This is a genomic window from Kitasatospora sp. NPDC059722 (assembly GCF_042733235.1).
Lineage (GTDB): Bacteria > Actinomycetota > Actinomycetes > Streptomycetales > Streptomycetaceae > Kitasatospora.
This window is the reverse complement of the sequence record NZ_JBHWGD010000023.1, coordinates 65,375-81,530: the sequence shown is the minus strand read 5'-3', so window position 1 is coordinate 81,530 and position 16,156 is coordinate 65,375. Positions and strand designations below refer to the sequence as shown.

The following is a 16,156-nucleotide window of genomic DNA, read 5'->3' as shown; positions in this document are numbered from 1 at the left end:
CACCAGGTATACGTAGATACACTTTTGTATGGGGGGTGTTGTGTTTTTTAACCAACACACCCCCACCCCCCCCCCCGCCCCCCCCGCCCCCACCCGCAACCGCCTGCCCGCCCCGGGATTTTGGCAATCGTTTTGTCAACTTGTTCATACGATCAACTACCCTGCCGACATGCGCATCACTTCGCCGGTCACCATCGGCCGTCAGGAAGAAATCTCCCTGCTGGAGAGATCCTTGACGCAGCTTCGGGAGAGCACCGGCCGCACGGTGTTCCTGGTCGGCGAGCCCGGAATCGGCAAGTCCCGGCTGGTCGACCACTGCGTCCAGCAGGCGGCGGACCGCGGCATCCCGGTGCTGCGCGGCCGCGGCAGCATCACCGGCGGCGGAACCCCGTTCCGTCCGCTGTTGGAGGCGCTGTCCTCGCACTTCCGCACCACCGCCCCACCCGCCGACCCCGAACTGCTCCCCTACCGTTCGGCCCTGGCCCGGGTCGTCCCGGAATGGCGGAACGCCGCCGCCCCCGGCCGCACCGAGAGCGTCGTCGAACTGGCCGAGGCGCTGCTGCGCCTGCTCGCCGTGATCGGCCGGGACGGCGGCTGCGTCCTCGCCCTGGAAGACCTGCACTGGGCGGACTCCGAGTCCGTCGCCGTCACCGAGTACCTCGCCGACAACCTCGGCCGCCTGCCCGTCCTCCTCCTCGCCACCGTCCGCCCGGACCCGGGCACCGCACTGAACCTCGCGCGGAGCACCGAGCGCCGTCGCGTCGCCACCGTCGCGACGCTGCGGCCGCTGACCGCTCCCGAGATAAGAGCCCTGGTGGCCGGCTGCCTGGACGCCCCGGCCGCCGACGTACCGGACGCCGTCGTGGAGCGGCTGGTCGCCCGCAGCGACGGCAACCCGTACCTCGCCGAGGAACTCCTCGCCGACCTGGTCGACTCCAAGCTGCTGAGCACCACCACCAACGACCCACAGGCCACCGACGGCTCGCAGGCCACCAACCGCTCACAGGCCGCCGGCGGCTGGCACGTCACCGGCGACCTCGACACCACCGTGCCGACCACCGTCGTGCAGAGCTTCGGCCACCGCCTCCTGCAAGTCGACCCCCCGCTGCGCGACTTCCTCCTCCTGGCGGCCACCATCGGCCCGCGCTGCTGCGTCTCCGCCCTGCGGACCGTCACCGGACTCGACGACCCCACCCTGTTCAGCCGCCTCCGGGCGGCGACCGAGGCGCACTTCCTCGTCCCCGACGACTCCTCGCCGCACGACTACGCGTTCCGCCACGCGATCACCGTCGACGCCGTGCTCGCCGGCATCCCCGCCGCGCAGCGCGCCGCACTCGCCCGCCGGGCCGCCGACGCGCTGCGCGAGGACGGGCCGCCGACCCCCGACCGGTGCCAGCTGGTCGCCGACCTGCTCGTCACCGCGGACGACCGCCCGGGTGCGGCGCTGCTGCTCGCCGAGGCCGGCCGGCTGACGATGGCCGACGGCGCCTCGGCGTCGGCGGTGCTGCTGCTGGAGCGGGCCGAGTCGCTGGCCGGCCCGGCGCACCGGGCGGAGATCACCGAGTCGCTGGCGCACGCGCTCGCCGAGGACGGCCGGTTGGACCGGGCGTTCGCGCTGGCCGGCACGCTGCCGACGCTCGGTTCGACGACGCTGGCCGCCGACCGCATGGTCGCCCTGCACACCCGGCTGGCCTGGGCCGCCGTCGTGGCCGAGCGGAGCGCGGAGACGGTCGCCCAGGTGGCCGCGGCCCGGGCCCGGCTGCACAACGGCGGCGCACCGGAGCAGGCCGCCGCGCTGGCGGTCGTCGAGGCGCACCTGGCACTGCTGCCCGGCGAGGAGGAGCGGCTGCCGGACGCCGAGCGGCTCGCCGAGGAGGCGGCGGACATGGCCGAGCGGGCCGGGCTGCCGGTCCTGGCCTGCCAGGCCTGGCAGGTGCTCGCGATGCTCTCCCGCACGCACGGCTTCGACGTCGCCGACGGGTGCCTGGAGCGGATGCTCGCCGTGGCCGAGACGCACGGGCTGCCGGGCTGGCGGTTCGAGGCGCTGATCCGGCTGGGCGGCAACGCGTTCATGCGCACCGGCGAGGCGCGGCGGCTGGAGCAGGCGAGGGCGGCGGCCGAGGACCTCGGCTCGATCGTGCTGAGCCAGCGCACCGAGGGGTTCCTGGCGATGCACGCCGTCCTCTCGGGCGACCCGGCGACGGCCGAGGAGATCATCGGGCGGTGCCTGGACGCGGCCGGCCGGATGCGCAACCACGCGACGCACCGCTACCTGCTGCTGACCTCCGCGACCCTGGCCGCCCACCAGGGGCGGCGGCGCACGATGGAGCACGTCCTGCGGGCGTTCCGGCAGGCGGGCGGCGAGGGTTCACTGCTGACGCCGGTGATGCTCGGCCTGTGCCGGGCCATGTGCGCGCTGCTGGAGGAGGACCGCGCGACGGCGGACGCCGAGTTCGCGGCGGCGGCGGCCTGGGAGGCCGAGCACCCGAACGTCTACTTCCTCGCCGGGCGGTACGGCCTGCGCCCGCTGCTGGCGGTGCTGGCCGGCACGGCGGGCTGGGCCGAACACGCCGCCGTCGCCGCGTCGCCGGGCGCCGAACTCGCGTGGAACCGGCAGTTCCTGGACCTCGCCGAGGCGGTGCTGCTGGGCCGGGAGGGCCGGGCCGCCGAGGCCGCCGAGGCGGTCGCCCGGGTCCGGCGGGATCCCGGGCGCTTCCCCACCGGGCACCACCTGGGGCTGCGCCTGGTCGCCGAGGCCGCGCTCGCCGACGGCTGGGGCGACCCGGTGGCCTGGCTGCGGACCGCCGAGGAGTACTTCCACGCGCTCGACGTCCCTCCGGTGGCGGGCGCCTGCCGCGCGCTGCTCCGGCAGGCGGGGGTGAACGTCGCCCAGCGCCGCAGGGGCCGCGAGCTGATCCCGGCCGGGCTGCGCGCCCAGGGCGTCACGCCGCGCGAGTACGAGGTGCTGGCGCTGCTCGTCGACCGTCCCGGCAACCAGGACCTGGCCCGGCTGCTGTCGATCTCGCCGCGCACGGTCGAGAAGCACCTGGCCAGCCTGATCCAGAAGACCGGCCGCCCCGACCGGGCCGCACTCTGCCGGCTGGCCGCGGACCTGGCCGTGCACGGGTAGGGCACGCCCTGGGACCGTGCCGCGCGTACCGGGCCCGGTGGCGACGCGGCCCGGAGCCCGGTCACCGGGACAGTTCGTCGAGCAGGAAGTCCGCCGGGCAGCCGTGGTGCGCGCGGTGCAGCACGCGCAGCACGCCCGCCGAGCCGGTCAGGTAGTCGCAGGCGAAGCGGGACACGGCCTCGCCGGGCTCGGAGAGGAAGGCCCTGCGGACGACGTCGAGCCGACGCAGGGCGGTCTCCCGGTAGGCCCGGTCCCCGGTGATCTCGGCGGCGTCGAGCAGGGCGTCGGCGACACCGACCGTGCCGGAGCTGTGGCCGTGGCCGTGGCCGAAGCCCCGGCCGGGCACGTCCAGCGCGCGCAGCACGGCCCGCGCGTCGTCGAGGCCGCCGTAGCGCAGCAGTACCCTGGCGATGCCGGCGCCGCCCGCCTCGACGTACGGTCCCATGGCGCCCTCGTGCTCGAACACGGGCACGCCGTCGACGAGTCGGGCCTGCGCCAGCTCCCACGCGAGGGCGGCGCGACCGAGCCCCAGATGGCTCTCGTCACCCGTGACCTGGTACAGCCTGAGCAGGAACATCGCCACGCCGGCCTGGCCGAAGGCGAGACCCGTGAGCGGACCGTCCACGGAGAACTCGTTGAACTCCTTTAACTCGCCGAACTCGCCGATCCAGTAGGCGTGTTCGCCGTCGCGCCGCACGGTCTCGCGCAGTGCCCGCGCGCAGTCGAGGGCGGCGGCGAGGTCGCGTTCGTCGTGGCCGCGCACGTAGAAGCGCAGGTTCGTCATGCCGACGCCGGCGAGGCCGCAGTAGAAGGAGTGATCGCCCGACTCGGCGGCCCGCCGGTTGGCCAGGGCGAGCAACGTCCGTGCCTGGCCGCGGAATCCGAGCTCGTCGGAGGTCCAGGCGAGGCCGGCCAGGCCGTCCATGAGACCGGCGGGGTGCGTTGCCGGGTCGACCGCGTCGAGCCGCTCGCGCAGCCACTCCTTCCAGCCGGGCCGCAGCGGGACGCCCGAGGCGTCCAGCGCCCACAGGACGCCGCTCGCACCGAAGCCGAGGCTCAGCGGGTTGGTGGTGCGGGCGAACGGGTCCGCGGGGAACAGCGTGCTGCACGCGGGGTCGGCGGCGGCCGCGACGAAGGCCGCGATACCGGCCACCGCCGTCCCGAACTCGTCCGGTTCGTCGCGCATGTCTTCCTCTGCGGTTCGTGCGGACGACCGCCCTCGATGGCCGGGAGGACGGCGCGATCCGTGCGGGGACGCTGCCCGCTGCCCCCGCACGGATCCGCCGGAGCAGCATCGGGTGGAGTTGCTGCTGCTTCGCGCCGGACTTCCCTCCGGCACACACAGAGCCAACACCGTCCGCCGCCCGCCCGCATGAGGGATCGGACCCCAGAATTCCGCCCGCCCCACCCACGTATCCGGCGTCCGCCGGGCGCGTCCCACGAATCAGCCGGGCGCGACCCGCGAATCAGCCGCGCGCTGCCGCTCGGCCGACCACCGGGAGCACGTTCAGTTCCTCCTCCGTCAGCACCAGTTCGGCCGCGGCGGCCGAGTCCCGGATCGTCTCCGGCCGGCTCGCGCCCGGGATCGGCAGCATCACCGGCGACACGGCCAGCAGCCAGGCGAGCGCCACGCGCTGCGGGCTCACCCCGCGCCCGGCCGCGACCTCGGCGAACCCGCCGCTCCCGACCGCGTCCGCCCGTCCGATGCCGCCGAGCGGGCTCCAGGGCAGGAACGCGAGGCCGAGTTCGGTGCACAGCTCCAGCACCGGCCGGTGCTGCAGGAACGCCGGTGAGAAACGGTTCTGGACGGACACCAGGGCGTCACCGAGGATCCCGCGCGCCTGCCGCACCTGCTCCACCGAGACGTTGGAGATGCCGGCCGCCCGGATCTTGCCCTCGTCGTACAGCTCGCGCACCGCGCCGAGCGAGTCCTCGTACGGGACGCGCGGGTCCGGGTAGTGCTGCTGGTACAGGCCGATCGCCTCGACGCCGAGGCGGCGCAGCGAGCCCTCGCAGGCCCGCTTGAGGTGGGCCGGGTCGCCGTCGATGGTCCAGGAGCCGTCGCCGGGCCGGCCGCGGCCGCCCTTGGTGGCGACCAGCACGCCGTCGGCGCCGGGGCCGTACGCGGCGAGGGCGCGGGCGACGAGGCGTTCGTTGTGGCCGTACTCGTCGGCGTGCCAGTGGTAGGAGTCGGCGGTGTCGATCAGCGTGATGCCGGCGTCGAGCGCGGCGTGGACGGTCGCGACCGCCCGTTCCTCGTCGGGGCGGCCCTCGACGGAGAGCGGCATGGCGCCGAGGCCGATCGCGCTGACGTCCAGGGATCCGAGGCGGCGGGTGGCGGTCATGCGGCGGCTCCTCGTCGAAGCGTCTCGGCGACGAGCTCGGGCAGCCAGTCGCGGGTGTGGGAGAAGGAGTAACCGAGCTGTTCGGCACGGGAGTTGTCCATGCCGTAGTAGCGGTCGAAGGAGAACGGCGAGGCCTCGTCGCCGGGCGCGGGTGCGGCCGTCCGGTACGAACTCCCCTGCGCGATCAGGTCGCAGAGGTCCGTGGCCGTCAACTCGCCGTGCGAGCAGGCGTTGACGGCCCCGGTGAACCGCGCGCCGGCCGCCCAGTGCAGGACGTCGGCCATCTCTGCCTCGTGCGCGTACGAGGACGGCAGGTTCGCCGGGTGGACGGCCACCGGGAGCCCGGCCTCGATCCGTTCGCGGTAGTGCGCGAGGCGCCCGGTGAAGTCGTCGGCGCCCAGCACGTGCCCGGCCCGGACGGCGACGAACGGGAACGCGTCGCCGCGGGCCAGCACCGCCTCCGCCTGCCGCTTGCCCTCGCCGTACGACCGATCCCTGAACTGCCGGTCGGTCCACGGCAGTTCCAGCCGCACCGGCCACCGGGCCGGATCGACGACGTCCTCGCCGAGCGGCACACCGGCCGGCCGGTCCTCCCCCGTGTCGTACACCTCGATGGTGGACGTCATGACGTACCGCCCGACCCGCCCCGCGAACGTTCGCACGGCTCCCTCGGCGTGCAGCGGCGTGTAGCAGACCTGGTCGACCACGACGTCGAACTCCCGGCCCGCGAGCACCGCGCCCAGCGCCGCGGCGTCCTCCCGATCCGCCACCAGCCGCTCCACCCCGGGCGGTGGGGGCACCGACCCCCGGTTCAGCACGCTCACCCGCGCTCCCGAGTCCCGCAGCCGGGTGACCAGCCGCCGCCCGAAGTAGCGGTTCCCCCCAATGACCAGCACGTTTTCCATGCCCACAAGTGTTACCGTGCGGCGTCATCTGATGAAGGGGAGATCATGGGAGTTCAGGCGCTTCGACCGAAAGACCGACGGCAGACGGGCCCGGCCGCCGACGATTCCTCAGGACGACCCGCCGCGCGCCCCGAGAGCGCCCTGGACGCCGTCGACCTGCACCTCCTGGAGCTCCTCCAGACCGAGGGCCGCATCACGCTCAGTGAGCTCGGCCGCCGCGTCAGCCTCAGCCCCGCCGCCGTCGGCGAACGCGTCCGCCGCCTCGAAGCCGACGGCACCGTCACCGGCTACGCCGCCCAGGTCTCCCCCGCCCGCCTCGGCTACGGCATCCAGGCCTTCGTCCGCGTCTCCCCGCACGCGCGCGTGACCGTCAAGTACCTCCGCAGCCAGGAACTCGTCCACCGCCCCGAGGTCCTGGAGGTCCACCACGTCATCGGCGAGGACTGCTGGATCTTCAAGATCGCCGCCCGCGACACGACCCACCTGGAAGAACTCATCGAACTCATCTCCATCCTCGGCCGCACCACGACGTCGGTGATCCTCTCCTCCCCCGTCACCCGGAACGCCGTCCTCCCGCCGCCGTCCCTGTAGCCCCCGTCATCAGCCCCGGCAACCGGCGGCCGACCCCGGGGCTCCGCAGCGCACGTCGTCCGAGCGGCCCAACCCGATGAGCGCCGGACCGTCCGCCCGGCGGACCCTTGCCTGAGATGGCCCCGGCCACCCAGCCGGGGCCGAGTCGACGGATCGGAGGGCGAACGATGCCCAACATCCCGCCCCAGGACCATGCCGTCCCGCACGTCTCGACCGTCCCCGCGAACCTCAACGAGCACGTCGAGCTGTTCGTCCGCGAGTACGACGGGACCAAGCCGCACCACGACCCCGAACCCGTCCTGATGCTGCACGGCCGCAGCGTCCCGGCCCTCGCCGGCTTCGACCTCCAGCACGACGGGTACAGCTGGGCCCAGGACCTGGCCCAGGCAGGCTACGACGTGTTCGTGATGGACCTCCAAGGCTCCGGCCGGTCACCGCGGCCGGAGATGGACAACCCGTGCAACGCCAACCCCGCACAGCAGAAGGCCGACCTGGTCCCCAACCCGCTGGCCGCGCCGTGCCCCCCGGCCTACCCGAAGCAGCTGGGCAACTCGCAGAGCGAGTGGGACGAGCTGAACACGGTCGTCGAGTTCGTCAGGAAACTGCGGAGCGTGCCACAGGTCGCGTTCGTCGGCTGGTCCGCGGCCGCCTTCGTGATGGGACCGTACGTCCTGCAGCATCCCGGCAAGGTGAGCAGCCTGATGTTCCTGGCGCCGATCTACCCGCCCCGCGGCAACGCGAGCAAGCCGGGCACCCGGTTCGGCGCACCGCATCCGCTGCCCCTGACCACCCCGGCCGCCCAGTTCGGCTTCCCGATGAACCTCCTCACGAAGGCCGACCTGACGCACGTGTGGGACCCCGAGCTGAAGTGCGCGGGCCAGCGGGAGAGCGGCATGGTCGACGTGGTGTGGGCGGCCATCATGGACAACGACGCCCTCGGCAAGACCTGGGGCCCGCTGAACTCCGGCGTGCCGGAGGGCGTCTGCCGGTTCCGCAACTCCTTCTGGTGGGGCTGGAACGACGCGACGGTGCCGCTCGACAACACCCTCGGCACGGTGGTGCCCGTCCTCCTCGTCTACGGAGAGGACGACACCCAGGCGATCCACCCGACGCCGGACGACAGGACCAACTTCTCGGTCCCCGCCCTCTATGCGGCCATCCCCGGGACCGACAAGCTGATGATCAGAGTGGCCTGCGCCGGCCACCAGATGGTCTGGGAGAACCGCGCCAAGGACCTGCACCACATGGCCCGCGAATGGCTCAAGCACACCGCCGTCGACGGGCTCAAGAGCGGCAGCTACGCCCTGGACACGAACGGCAACTACACCCCCTACCCCTGACCACCAACCCCCACCCCGAGACCCCTGCCGATCACCGGCGGGGGCCTCGGCGTTCTCGCATCGGCGTTCTCGCATCGGCGTTCTCGCATCGGCGTTCTCGCAGAGGACGCTCACGGCCCGAAGGAGGACCCCGTGCCGTCCCACGACGCCTCGGGGCCCAGCGGGGAGACCTCGTCCGGAGTCAGGCCGGTCGCGGCCAGGAAGGCGGCCGCGACGTGCTCCCGCGGCGCTTCCTCCAGGTCCAGGACGACACCGCACTCCGCCGTCCACGCCACCGCCACCCGCTCGCCGGAGGCCAGCCGCAGGACGAGGACGTCGAGTTCGGCGCCCCCTTCCGTGACCGTCTGCGCGATGCCCAGACGCGCCTGCCCGGCCGGTTCGTCGAGGTGGAGGCGCAGCAGCGGGCGCGCCACACGGAAGGACGGCCACCATTCGTCGGTGTCGAGCGTGCGGAACGGCCGCTGCGGCCAGGGGCGCATGCGGTCCAGCGCGTCCCGCAGCAGGGCCAGGAACTCCCGGACGTCCTGCTCGCCGTGCGGCTGCGGGATCGCTCCGGTGATCGGGCTCCCGCCCGCCAGCGCGTCCCCCAACTGCTCGTACCGGACGGCGACTTCCTCGTCACCGAGCTGCCGGCCACGGACGATCATCCCGGCGACCCGCTCCGCCACGGCCCGGTCGAGCGCACCGAACTGCGCGGCGTACAGCACGCCGTTGGTGAATCCGCGCCACGTCTCCATCGTCATCCGCCCCCTGTCCTCGGGATCCGATGCTTCCACACTGCCACAGACGGTCGACACTGTTGAGATTTCAACTAGTTTCCGGCTAGGGTGGCCCTGCCGGCACCCGCCGGCCCCGCAACACCCCACAGGAGGAACCCATGGCACACCTCGTCACCGACAACCCCGGGAAGTCCCGTTTCGAGATCCACGAGGACGGCGAACTCGCGGGCTTCGCCGAGTACCACCGCTCCGGCGGCGAGATCGCCTTCATCCACACCGAGATCGACCCCCGCTTCGAGGGCCGCGGCCTGGCCGGCGGGCTGGCGCGCGCCGCACTGGACACGGCCCGCGAGCAGGCGCTCTCCGTCCTGCCGTACTGCCCGTTCATCCGCGGCTGGATCACCAAGCACCCCGAGTACACCGACCTCGTCCCGGCCTCCCACCGCGCCCGCTTCGGCCTCTGAGCCGCGCCTCGCCGCGTCACCCCGGGAGTGGAGGAGCGCGGCGGACCGACTTTTCATTCTCGCCCGGTCGGCCGTCATTCATCCGACGGAACAGTGGAATTGACGCTTCGGCAGTTGGGGAACTGCTAGGGTCCCGAGCCGTGGAAGATCATCTGCGCATCGGCATTGCGTCCTTCGGGGTCCGCGAGTTCCAGGCCATCCATTCCGTGTGCCGACAGGAGGGGCACGATCCACTGGTTCACGTGTATTCGCGCTCGATGCGGCCCGGAAGGCCCACGGACGACCACGCGGCCGCAGCGGTCGGTTCCCTCCTCGGTGCGATCCCCGCCGGCGTCGACCTCCTCGTGCCGGGCAGCCCCGAGGGATTGGCGCGCGCCCTCGCCGGTTACGCCCTGGACCTCCTCGTCGTCTACGGCTTCAACTGGAAGCTGCCGCCGTCGGTCCTGGCCACGCCCCGCCTCGGCGTCATCAACGTCCACTGCTCGCTGCTGCCCGCCTACCGGGGGCCCGCGCCCGTGCTGTGGGCGATCCGCAACGGGGACCGCCACCTCGGCGTGACGGTCCACCGCATGGACGAGGACTTCGACACCGGTCCGGTGCTCGCCCAGCAGGACGGAATCCCGATCCCCGACAACGTCACGCCGGACATCCTCTGGCCACGGCTCCAGCCGGTCATTCGGCGACTGCTCACCGAATCGATCGGCCGCATTTCGAACGGAGTTCCCGGAATTCCGCAGGACCACTCCCGCGCGAGCCGCGCAGGGCTGATGGAAGCGGAGTTCTCCGTCGTCGATCGCACCCGCACCGCACGCGAGATCCACAATCAGGTCCGCACCTTCCGTTTCATGGGGGCGGGCCTCGGCCCGACGGTCGACATCGACGGGCGCGCCCTCCGGGTGCTCCGGACCGCGCTGACCCCGGCCGACGGCATCCGCCTCGACTGCGCCGACGGCCCGCTCTGGATCACGGAGTCGGCCCCCGGCTGATCCCTTCCCCACCGGTCCCTTCCCGGCCGATCCGCTCCCGCCGCTCGGCCGCCCGCGGATCGTCGAAGCCCGCGAGGAGGGCCAGCGCCTCGGTCCGGTGGCGGCGGGCCTCCTCCTCGCGGCCTGCCTCGCCGAGGGCTCGCGCGAGGTTGTCCAGCGCACCCGACAGTTGCCACTGGTCCGCGCACTCCCGGTGGATCCGCGCGGCGGCCTCGTGGAGACGAATGGCGTCGTCCGTCCGCCCGAGGTCGCGGCAGGCCTCCCCGGCCCCGTCGAGCGCCGTCGCCTCCCGGCTGCGGTCGCCCAGCCGCCGCTGGACGTCGACCGCCCGCTCGCACGCCCCCAGGGCCTCCTCGGACCGCCCCGCCGCGCGTTCCACGTGGGCGAGCCCGACGAGCCAGTGCGCCTCCCACAGGTCGTTGCCCTCCTGGGCGGCGATCGCCAACGCGGCCTCGGCCGCGGCACGGGCCCCCGCGAGCGACCCCAGCCCGCGCCGGGCCCAGCCGAGGAAGTGCAGCGCGTTGCCCTCACCGCTCCGGTCGCCGAGCTCGCGGAACACCGCGAGCGCCCGCTCCAGCGCCTCGGCCGCCGGGCGGAAGTCGCCGAGTTCGCAGCGGGTCTCGGCGAGGTTGGACAGCAGCAGCGCGGCCCAGCGCCGTTCACCCAGGTCGGCGAAGATCGCCACGCCGGCCTCGAAGCACGACCGGGCCTCGTCCAGCCGCCGCCGGCGCAGACCGAGCAGGCCGAGGGCGTTGACCGACACCGCCTCGCCGAACCGGTCACCGGTGCGGCGGCGGATCTCCAGGGCGGCGCGGTGGCACTCCTCGGCCTCGTCGAGCCGACGCGACTGGAAGTACGCCTTCCCCAGGTTCTCGTACGCCTCGGCCTCACCCGCGCGGCTCCCGTCCCGGGCGGCCGAGCCGATGCCGATCCCGGCCGTCGTCACCCAGTCCTCGAAGGCGTTCTGGTGCATGAACACGGCCCGCAGGACGACCGCCAGGCGCCAGGCGAGGTCGTGGCAGCCGGTCTCCGCGGCGGCCCGCACCGCGGCGACCAGGTTGCCGACCTCGGCGCGGTACCAGCGGAGCGCCGACGGGTGGTCGTCGAAGGCCAGCGGGACGACGTCCGCCGGAACCGGCAGGTCCAGCGCGTAGCGGTCGAACCGCGCCAGCGCCGACTGCGCGTTGTCCGCGGTGTGCAGGTACCAGGACAGGACGCGCCGCCGGACGTCACGGCGGGCTTCCGCCGACTCCGTCTCCTGGACCTGCGTGACCGCGTACGCCCGCAGGAGGTCGTGGAGCCGGTAACGGCCCGGGGCGCACTCCTCGACCAGGTGGGCACCGGTCAGGACGTCGAGCCGGCGGCGCGCCTCGGCGAGCGTGCTCCCGGCCAGCGCGGCGGCGGCCGGCAGGCCGAACTCGTCCCCCGGGTGCAGGCCGAGCAGCCGGAACTGCCGGGCGGCGGCCTCGGGCAGGGCCCGGTAGGACCAGGCGAACACGTGGTGCATCGCGTCCGTCTCCTCTTCGGTCTCCGCCGTCAGGACCTCCCACAGCGCGGACCGGTCCTTGAGTTCGGCGATCAGCTCGCACAGGAGCATCAGCGGCCGGCCCGCCGCGCGTTCGGCGGCGATCCGCAGCGCGAGCGGCAGGCCCGCGCAGAGCCGGGCCAGTTCGGCCAGTTCGTCCGGCCCGTCGGCCGTCCGGGACGCGGCCGTCACCGCGCGGAGCAGCAGGACGGCCTCGGCGTCCGGGAAACGCGCCAGGTCGAGCCGGTCCGCACCCTCCCGGGCCACCAGGCCGGGCAGACTGTTCCGGCTGGTGACCAGGGTCAGCGAGCCCGCCGCGCCGGGCAGCAGCGGCCGGACCTGCGCGGCCGTCGCGGCGTTGTCGAGCAGGACGAGGAGCCGGCGGTCGGCGGTCATCGAGCGGTACAGCGAGGCCCGGTCCTCCAGGCCGACCGGGACGGCCGCGGCGGGGAGCCCCAGGTCCCGGAGGAAACGGTCCAGGACCTGGCCCGGGGAGACCGGCGCGTTCGCGTCGTGGCCCCGGAGGTTGACGTACAGGGCTCCGGCCGGGAAGCGGTCACGGACCCGGTGCGCCCAGTGCAGGGCGAGGGAGGTCTTGCCGACCCCGGCCGTGCCGGTGACCACCACGACGGCCGACGGCACGAAGACCTCGCCCCCGCCGTCGGCCATCCGGTCCAGGCTTCCCAACTCGCCACTCCGGTTGATGAAACGGCCGCCCGCATAAGGGAGTTGGTTGGGCCTCACACTGAACGAGCGCTGCTCCGCCGGCTGGTGGAAGTGGATTCCGCCGTGAACGTCGTGCGCCTGGACGACGTCCCTCGCGGCCGCGGATCCGGCGATCCGGTTCGACTGCCAATCGCCTTTCGCCGAAGGCTCGTTCGGCGCAGGTCTGTTCGGCGCAGGGCCGCTCGGCGACGGCCCGTCCGGCGCGGGGCCGCTCCGGTCGGATCCGCTCATCGAGCGGTCAGCACCGCTGCCCGGTGGGCGGCGAGAGGACGGCCACCTCCCGGGCGAAGAAGGCCTCCAGCGGCTCGCCGTCCGCGTAGAGGTCGGCGATGAACCGCCGACAGCGCAGGATCAGGTTGTGGTCGGCGAACCTCCGGACGGATTCGAGGACGCCGTCCTCGTCGTAGACCGCCTCGTACATGACTTCGGAGCCGAGCGTGTAGATCTCCGGGAGGAGGCCGCCCGTCTCGAAGCGCGCCACCCGCTCCGGGCCCACGACGCGGATCGGCCCGCCGCTCTGGTCACGGACGCGGAGGGCGTGGAGCTCCCACTGGAGGTAGGCGCTGATCGGCTCCTCCACGATCCGCACCCGGCACGCCGAGAATCCGCGTTCGGCGATCCTCCGGTGGTAGCCCTCCATGTCGGACCGGCCGGCTTCCAGAATTCCCGTGGAATTCTCCCAGTCACCGGCGGCGAAGGCCTCCCAGCTGTCGTATCCGGGCTCCTTGAAGGTTTGTCGGCGCTCCAGTTTCCAGAATCCCAGGGCGTTGATCCGCCAGAAGATTTCCTCGAATTCCGCGTAATAGTCCCGGAGCTCCATGCGCTCCCAGTCGGCCCCGGCCAGGAGTTCATGCATCCGGGATGTCCGCCTTCGCCGCGACGATCGTCGCACGCGGGATGACGACGAGCTGCTCACCAGGGTCGATGCTCACGCCTTCGGGAAGTCTGTCCTGGTAGGAGGCGGTGAGGTCACGTCCGATGACTGCGACGTCCCCGTTGTCCAGCTCCCAGATGTCCGGGCAGCTGGCATTGCCGGAGGTCTGGCCGAGCTCGTGCGAGGACTTGCCCAGGCGGCGGGCGAAGGATGCCGCGGGGTCTGGTTCCCAGGTGACAGCCATGCATTCCCCGTCAGTACGAGAAGAATCGGGGTGACAAAATTTAGCGCAGCCACGGGCGACGGTCAAGGGAGTTTGTCGGAAGAGTCGGTCCGCGACTCCTGTTCTCATGGGCTTAACGGAATTCGGAAATCCACAAACGCGCGTCGCGCCCCCGCTGCGCCGCCGTTGAGTGAACGTTTCATCTGCGCCGGCCCCAGCGGATCGCCCAGGCCGGCCGCCGGGCAAGGTGGGGCGAGGCGCGGGGCGCGGGTGACGGTGAGTTCGACGAACCGGATGACCGTTCATCAGCCGCTCCCGACACCTCGGTTGTCGGCGGGTCACCCACCCGGGCCCGTACGACGCGCGACTCCTCGGGACGGGTGCCAGAGTCGTCGGTAGCGCGCTCACCACTTCAGGGCCGACGCCCCGGCCCCCAACGTCCGGCCGTCATCCTCGGGCGGTCCCGTCGACGGCCGCGACCTGTCGCAGAACGGTGGATCCTCGGTGAAACCCTTGAAGTTGGCCGCTGCCGCCATGGCCGGCGCGGCCGTGTGCGCCCTCGTGTCCCCGACAGCCGTGGCGGCGCCGCACCGGAGCGCCGCGGTCCAGCCCTGGCCCTGGCCCTGGCCCGCGCCGGGGACCGGTTCGTGGCCCTTCCCCGGCGGCTGGCCGACGCTCCCCTCGGTGCCGCCGCTCCCCTCGGCGCCCCTCCCGTCGGCGCCGACGCCCACCGACCCCTCACCCCGGCCGCCGACCACCCCCGCACGGCCCGCGCCCGCAGGGCCCGCCGGGCCGTGGGACCTCAAGTTCGCCGACGAGTTCGACGGCACGTCGGTGGACCGGACGAAGTGGTCGTTCCAGTCCGCGGCGGAGGCGGACTGGTCCGCCGCCCCGCTCGGGACGGGCAACCCGGACAACCAGCAGCTCGAATTCGACCAGCCGGCGAACTGCACCGTCTCCGGCGGCACGCTGGACATCACCGCGAAGCCGGATGACATCACCAGCGCCGGCGGCAGGCACTACGCCTGGTCGAGCTGCATGCTCAACTCGTCGCCGTCCTACGCCTTCCGCTACGGCTACACCGAGATCCGCGCCAAACTCCCGGCCCCCAAGGGCTTCTGGTCGGCCCTGTGGACGTGGGCGGCGCCCGGGGTCTCCATCCCCGCCAACGGTGAGACCGACGCCTTCGAGTTCTACTCGGACGACCACTCCCGGCTCCACCTCACCCAGCACAACCCGGGCGGAGCCCCCCAGGACCTCCTGCCCGGCTTCCCGTGGCCCGGGATCACCCGCCCCGGCCCGAACGTCCCCGGCCGGAACGTCCCCGGATCGAACGCCGTCGGCACCGTGCACCGGCCCGGGTTCGATCCGGCCGCGGACTTCCACACCTACGGCGTCGACATCGAACCGTCGGGAACGGACTGGTGGATCGACGGCCGGATGGTCTTCCACAGCAGCCGGACGTCGAACGGCCCGGTGAACGTCCTCCTCGACAACTTCGTCTACTCCAAGATCCCGCCGGCGCCGGGCAGCCGGGGCCACCTGATCGTCGACTACGTGCGGGCCTGGCAGCGACCGGCGGCCTTCCCCGGACACTGACGGACCGAACCCTCCGCAGGGACCGCGCGCAGGCGGGAAGGGCGAGCGCCCGGGCGTCGCACCTCGGCCATGCCGGGAGTCCGCGCAGAGCCATCCGGGTGGAGCCGCGCCCGGTGGCGGGTGGCGGCGTGCGGCAGGGCTCCGGCACGCGGTAGGTACGTCGGTGCACTCGCACCACACCTTCGGAGGACCCACCACCATGCGCAAGCTCAGCACGCTGGCCGCCGTGATCACCGCGATGATCGGCCTCGCCGCCCCCGGCACCGCGGCCACGGCCGCCACCACGCCGGCCGCCCCCTCCGACGCGGTGAGCGTCACCGGCGGCACCCTCGCCGACGACGGCACCGTCACGCTGACCGGCGGCTACCGCTGCGCCGACCACCCGGGCAAGGTCGTCCTGATCGGCAGCAACGTCATCCAGGACGGCCACCCCGAGTCGATCGGCGGGTTCAGGGCGCAGTGCGACGGCACCGAACGCACCTGGACCAACACCGGCCGACCGATGACCGACGGCCGCCGCCCCGGCCCGCTCCTGCGCACCGGCCCGGTCACCGTGAAGGCGACCATGCTGACGATGGGCCCGAACGGCATGCCGCTCCCCCAGACCGTGGCCACCGCCGAGACCCCGATCGAGCTGCTGGCCGAGTGACCCGTGCCCGCAGGCCCCCGCGCCCCCGGGGCGCAACCGCGCGGGGGGGGGGGCCGGGAGGGGGGGGCGCCGCGGGAAAC

The 16,156-nt window shown here is 73.3% G+C and carries 14 protein-coding genes; 7 read left to right on the top strand and 7 right to left on the bottom strand.

The genetic code is table 11. The annotated features are described in order from the left end of the window. Positions 1–169 precede the first annotated feature (169 nt). On the top strand, positions 170–3,130 hold the full coding sequence (locus ACFV4F_RS17455; RefSeq protein ID WP_380503306.1) for an ATP-binding protein: 2,961 nt from the start codon (positions 170–172) through the stop codon (positions 3,128–3,130). Between the two features lie 61 nt (positions 3,131–3,191). Here the strand turns inward: ACFV4F_RS17455 and ACFV4F_RS17450 are convergent, their stop codons facing one another. The 3 genes from ACFV4F_RS17450 to ACFV4F_RS17440 form a co-directional block, all read right to left on the bottom strand. After that, positions 3,192–4,316 carry a lanthionine synthetase C family protein gene (locus ACFV4F_RS17450; RefSeq protein WP_380503303.1) on the bottom strand — a complete coding sequence of 375 codons (1,125 nt, stop codon included), beginning with the start codon at positions 4,314–4,316 and terminating at the stop codon, positions 3,192–3,194. 280 nt (positions 4,317–4,596) lie between these two features. Beyond that, positions 4,597–5,475, bottom strand: a complete 879-nt coding sequence (locus tag ACFV4F_RS17445) for an aldo/keto reductase (protein WP_380503300.1) — start codon at positions 5,473–5,475, stop codon at positions 4,597–4,599. Further along, positions 5,472–6,380, bottom strand: a complete 909-nt coding sequence (locus ACFV4F_RS17440) for an NAD-dependent epimerase/dehydratase family protein (RefSeq protein WP_380503298.1) — start codon at positions 6,378–6,380, stop codon at positions 5,472–5,474. Before ACFV4F_RS17440 ends, ACFV4F_RS17445 begins: the two co-directional genes overlap by 4 nt. Positions 6,381–6,425: 45 nt before the next feature. Between ACFV4F_RS17440 and ACFV4F_RS17435 the strand changes: the two genes are divergently transcribed. Then, positions 6,426–6,971 (top strand): Lrp/AsnC family transcriptional regulator, encoded by a 546-nt coding sequence (locus ACFV4F_RS17435; RefSeq protein WP_380503295.1) that lies wholly within the window; start codon positions 6,426–6,428, stop codon positions 6,969–6,971. Positions 6,972–7,138: 167 nt separating this feature from the next. Then, on the top strand, positions 7,139–8,311 hold the full coding sequence (locus tag ACFV4F_RS17430; protein ID WP_380446185.1) for an alpha/beta fold hydrolase: 1,173 nt from the start codon (positions 7,139–7,141) through the stop codon (positions 8,309–8,311). Positions 8,312–8,421: 110 nt separating this feature from the next. Here ACFV4F_RS17430 and ACFV4F_RS17425 read toward each other — a convergent pair whose 3' ends face one another. Further along, positions 8,422–9,054, bottom strand: coding sequence for a hypothetical protein (locus tag ACFV4F_RS17425; RefSeq protein ID WP_380503294.1), 633 nt, complete (start codon positions 9,052–9,054; stop codon positions 8,422–8,424). Positions 9,055–9,188: 134 nt separating this feature from the next. Between ACFV4F_RS17425 and ACFV4F_RS17420 the strand changes: the two genes are divergently transcribed. Both ACFV4F_RS17420 and ACFV4F_RS17415 read left to right on the top strand, forming a co-directional pair. Next, on the top strand, positions 9,189–9,494 hold the full coding sequence (locus ACFV4F_RS17420; protein ID WP_380446187.1) for a GNAT family N-acetyltransferase: 306 nt from the start codon (positions 9,189–9,191) through the stop codon (positions 9,492–9,494). Positions 9,495–9,634: 140 nt separating this feature from the next. Then, positions 9,635–10,480 (top strand): methionyl-tRNA formyltransferase, encoded by an 846-nt coding sequence (locus ACFV4F_RS17415; RefSeq protein ID WP_380503291.1) that lies wholly within the window; start codon positions 9,635–9,637, stop codon positions 10,478–10,480. Here ACFV4F_RS17415 and ACFV4F_RS17410 read toward each other — a convergent pair. From ACFV4F_RS17410 to ACFV4F_RS17400, 3 genes are all read right to left on the bottom strand, one after another. Further along, complete coding sequence (locus ACFV4F_RS17410; protein ID WP_380503288.1) at positions 10,458–12,674, bottom strand: ATP-binding protein; 2,217 nt, start codon at positions 12,672–12,674, stop codon at positions 10,458–10,460. The two genes, ACFV4F_RS17415 and ACFV4F_RS17410, sit on opposite strands and share 23 nt — an antisense overlap. A 295-nt stretch (positions 12,675–12,969) precedes the next feature. After that, entirely contained in the window at positions 12,970–13,587 is a 618-nt protein-coding gene (locus ACFV4F_RS17405; protein ID WP_380503285.1) for a DUF6879 family protein, read from the bottom strand. Continuing rightward, positions 13,580–13,849, bottom strand: coding sequence for a hypothetical protein (locus ACFV4F_RS17400; RefSeq protein ID WP_380446191.1), 270 nt, complete (start codon positions 13,847–13,849; stop codon positions 13,580–13,582). Before ACFV4F_RS17400 ends, ACFV4F_RS17405 begins: the two co-directional genes overlap by 8 nt. Positions 13,850–14,341: 492 nt before the next feature. On the opposite strand from ACFV4F_RS17400, the gene ACFV4F_RS17395 reads away from it, so the two are divergent. Then, positions 14,342–15,427, top strand: a complete 1,086-nt coding sequence (locus ACFV4F_RS17395) for a family 16 glycosylhydrolase (RefSeq protein WP_380503282.1) — start codon at positions 14,342–14,344, stop codon at positions 15,425–15,427. A gap of 199 nt (positions 15,428–15,626) precedes the next feature. Then, positions 15,627–16,076: a DUF6299 family protein gene (locus ACFV4F_RS17390; RefSeq protein WP_380446193.1), complete on the top strand. Its 450-nt coding sequence runs from the start codon at positions 15,627–15,629 to the stop codon at positions 16,074–16,076. Positions 16,077–16,156: the final 80 nt, after the last annotated feature.

Coding starts and splice junctions, on each gene's coding strand:
- ACFV4F_RS17420 (WP_380446187.1), top strand. CDS start 9,189: ATGGCACACCTCGTCACCGACAACCCCGGGAAGTCCCGTTTCGAGATC.
- ACFV4F_RS17445 (WP_380503300.1), bottom strand. CDS start 5,475: ATGACCGCCACCCGCCGCCTCGGATCCCTGGACGTCAGCGCGATCGGC.
- ACFV4F_RS17440 (WP_380503298.1), bottom strand. CDS start 6,380: ATGGAAAACGTGCTGGTCATTGGGGGGAACCGCTACTTCGGGCGGCGG.
- ACFV4F_RS17400 (WP_380446191.1), bottom strand. CDS start 13,849: ATGGCTGTCACCTGGGAACCAGACCCCGCGGCATCCTTCGCCCGCCGC.
- ACFV4F_RS17430 (WP_380446185.1), top strand. CDS start 7,139: ATGCCCAACATCCCGCCCCAGGACCATGCCGTCCCGCACGTCTCGACC.
- ACFV4F_RS17435 (WP_380503295.1), top strand. CDS start 6,426: ATGGGAGTTCAGGCGCTTCGACCGAAAGACCGACGGCAGACGGGCCCG.
- ACFV4F_RS17450 (WP_380503303.1), bottom strand. CDS start 4,316: ATGCGCGACGAACCGGACGAGTTCGGGACGGCGGTGGCCGGTATCGCG.
- ACFV4F_RS17405 (WP_380503285.1), bottom strand. CDS start 13,587: ATGCATGAACTCCTGGCCGGGGCCGACTGGGAGCGCATGGAGCTCCGG.
- ACFV4F_RS17425 (WP_380503294.1), bottom strand. CDS start 9,054: ATGACGATGGAGACGTGGCGCGGATTCACCAACGGCGTGCTGTACGCC.
- ACFV4F_RS17455 (WP_380503306.1), top strand. CDS start 170: ATGCGCATCACTTCGCCGGTCACCATCGGCCGTCAGGAAGAAATCTCC.
- ACFV4F_RS17390 (WP_380446193.1), top strand. CDS start 15,627: ATGCGCAAGCTCAGCACGCTGGCCGCCGTGATCACCGCGATGATCGGC.
- ACFV4F_RS17410 (WP_380503288.1), bottom strand. CDS start 12,674: ATGGCCGACGGCGGGGGCGAGGTCTTCGTGCCGTCGGCCGTCGTGGTG.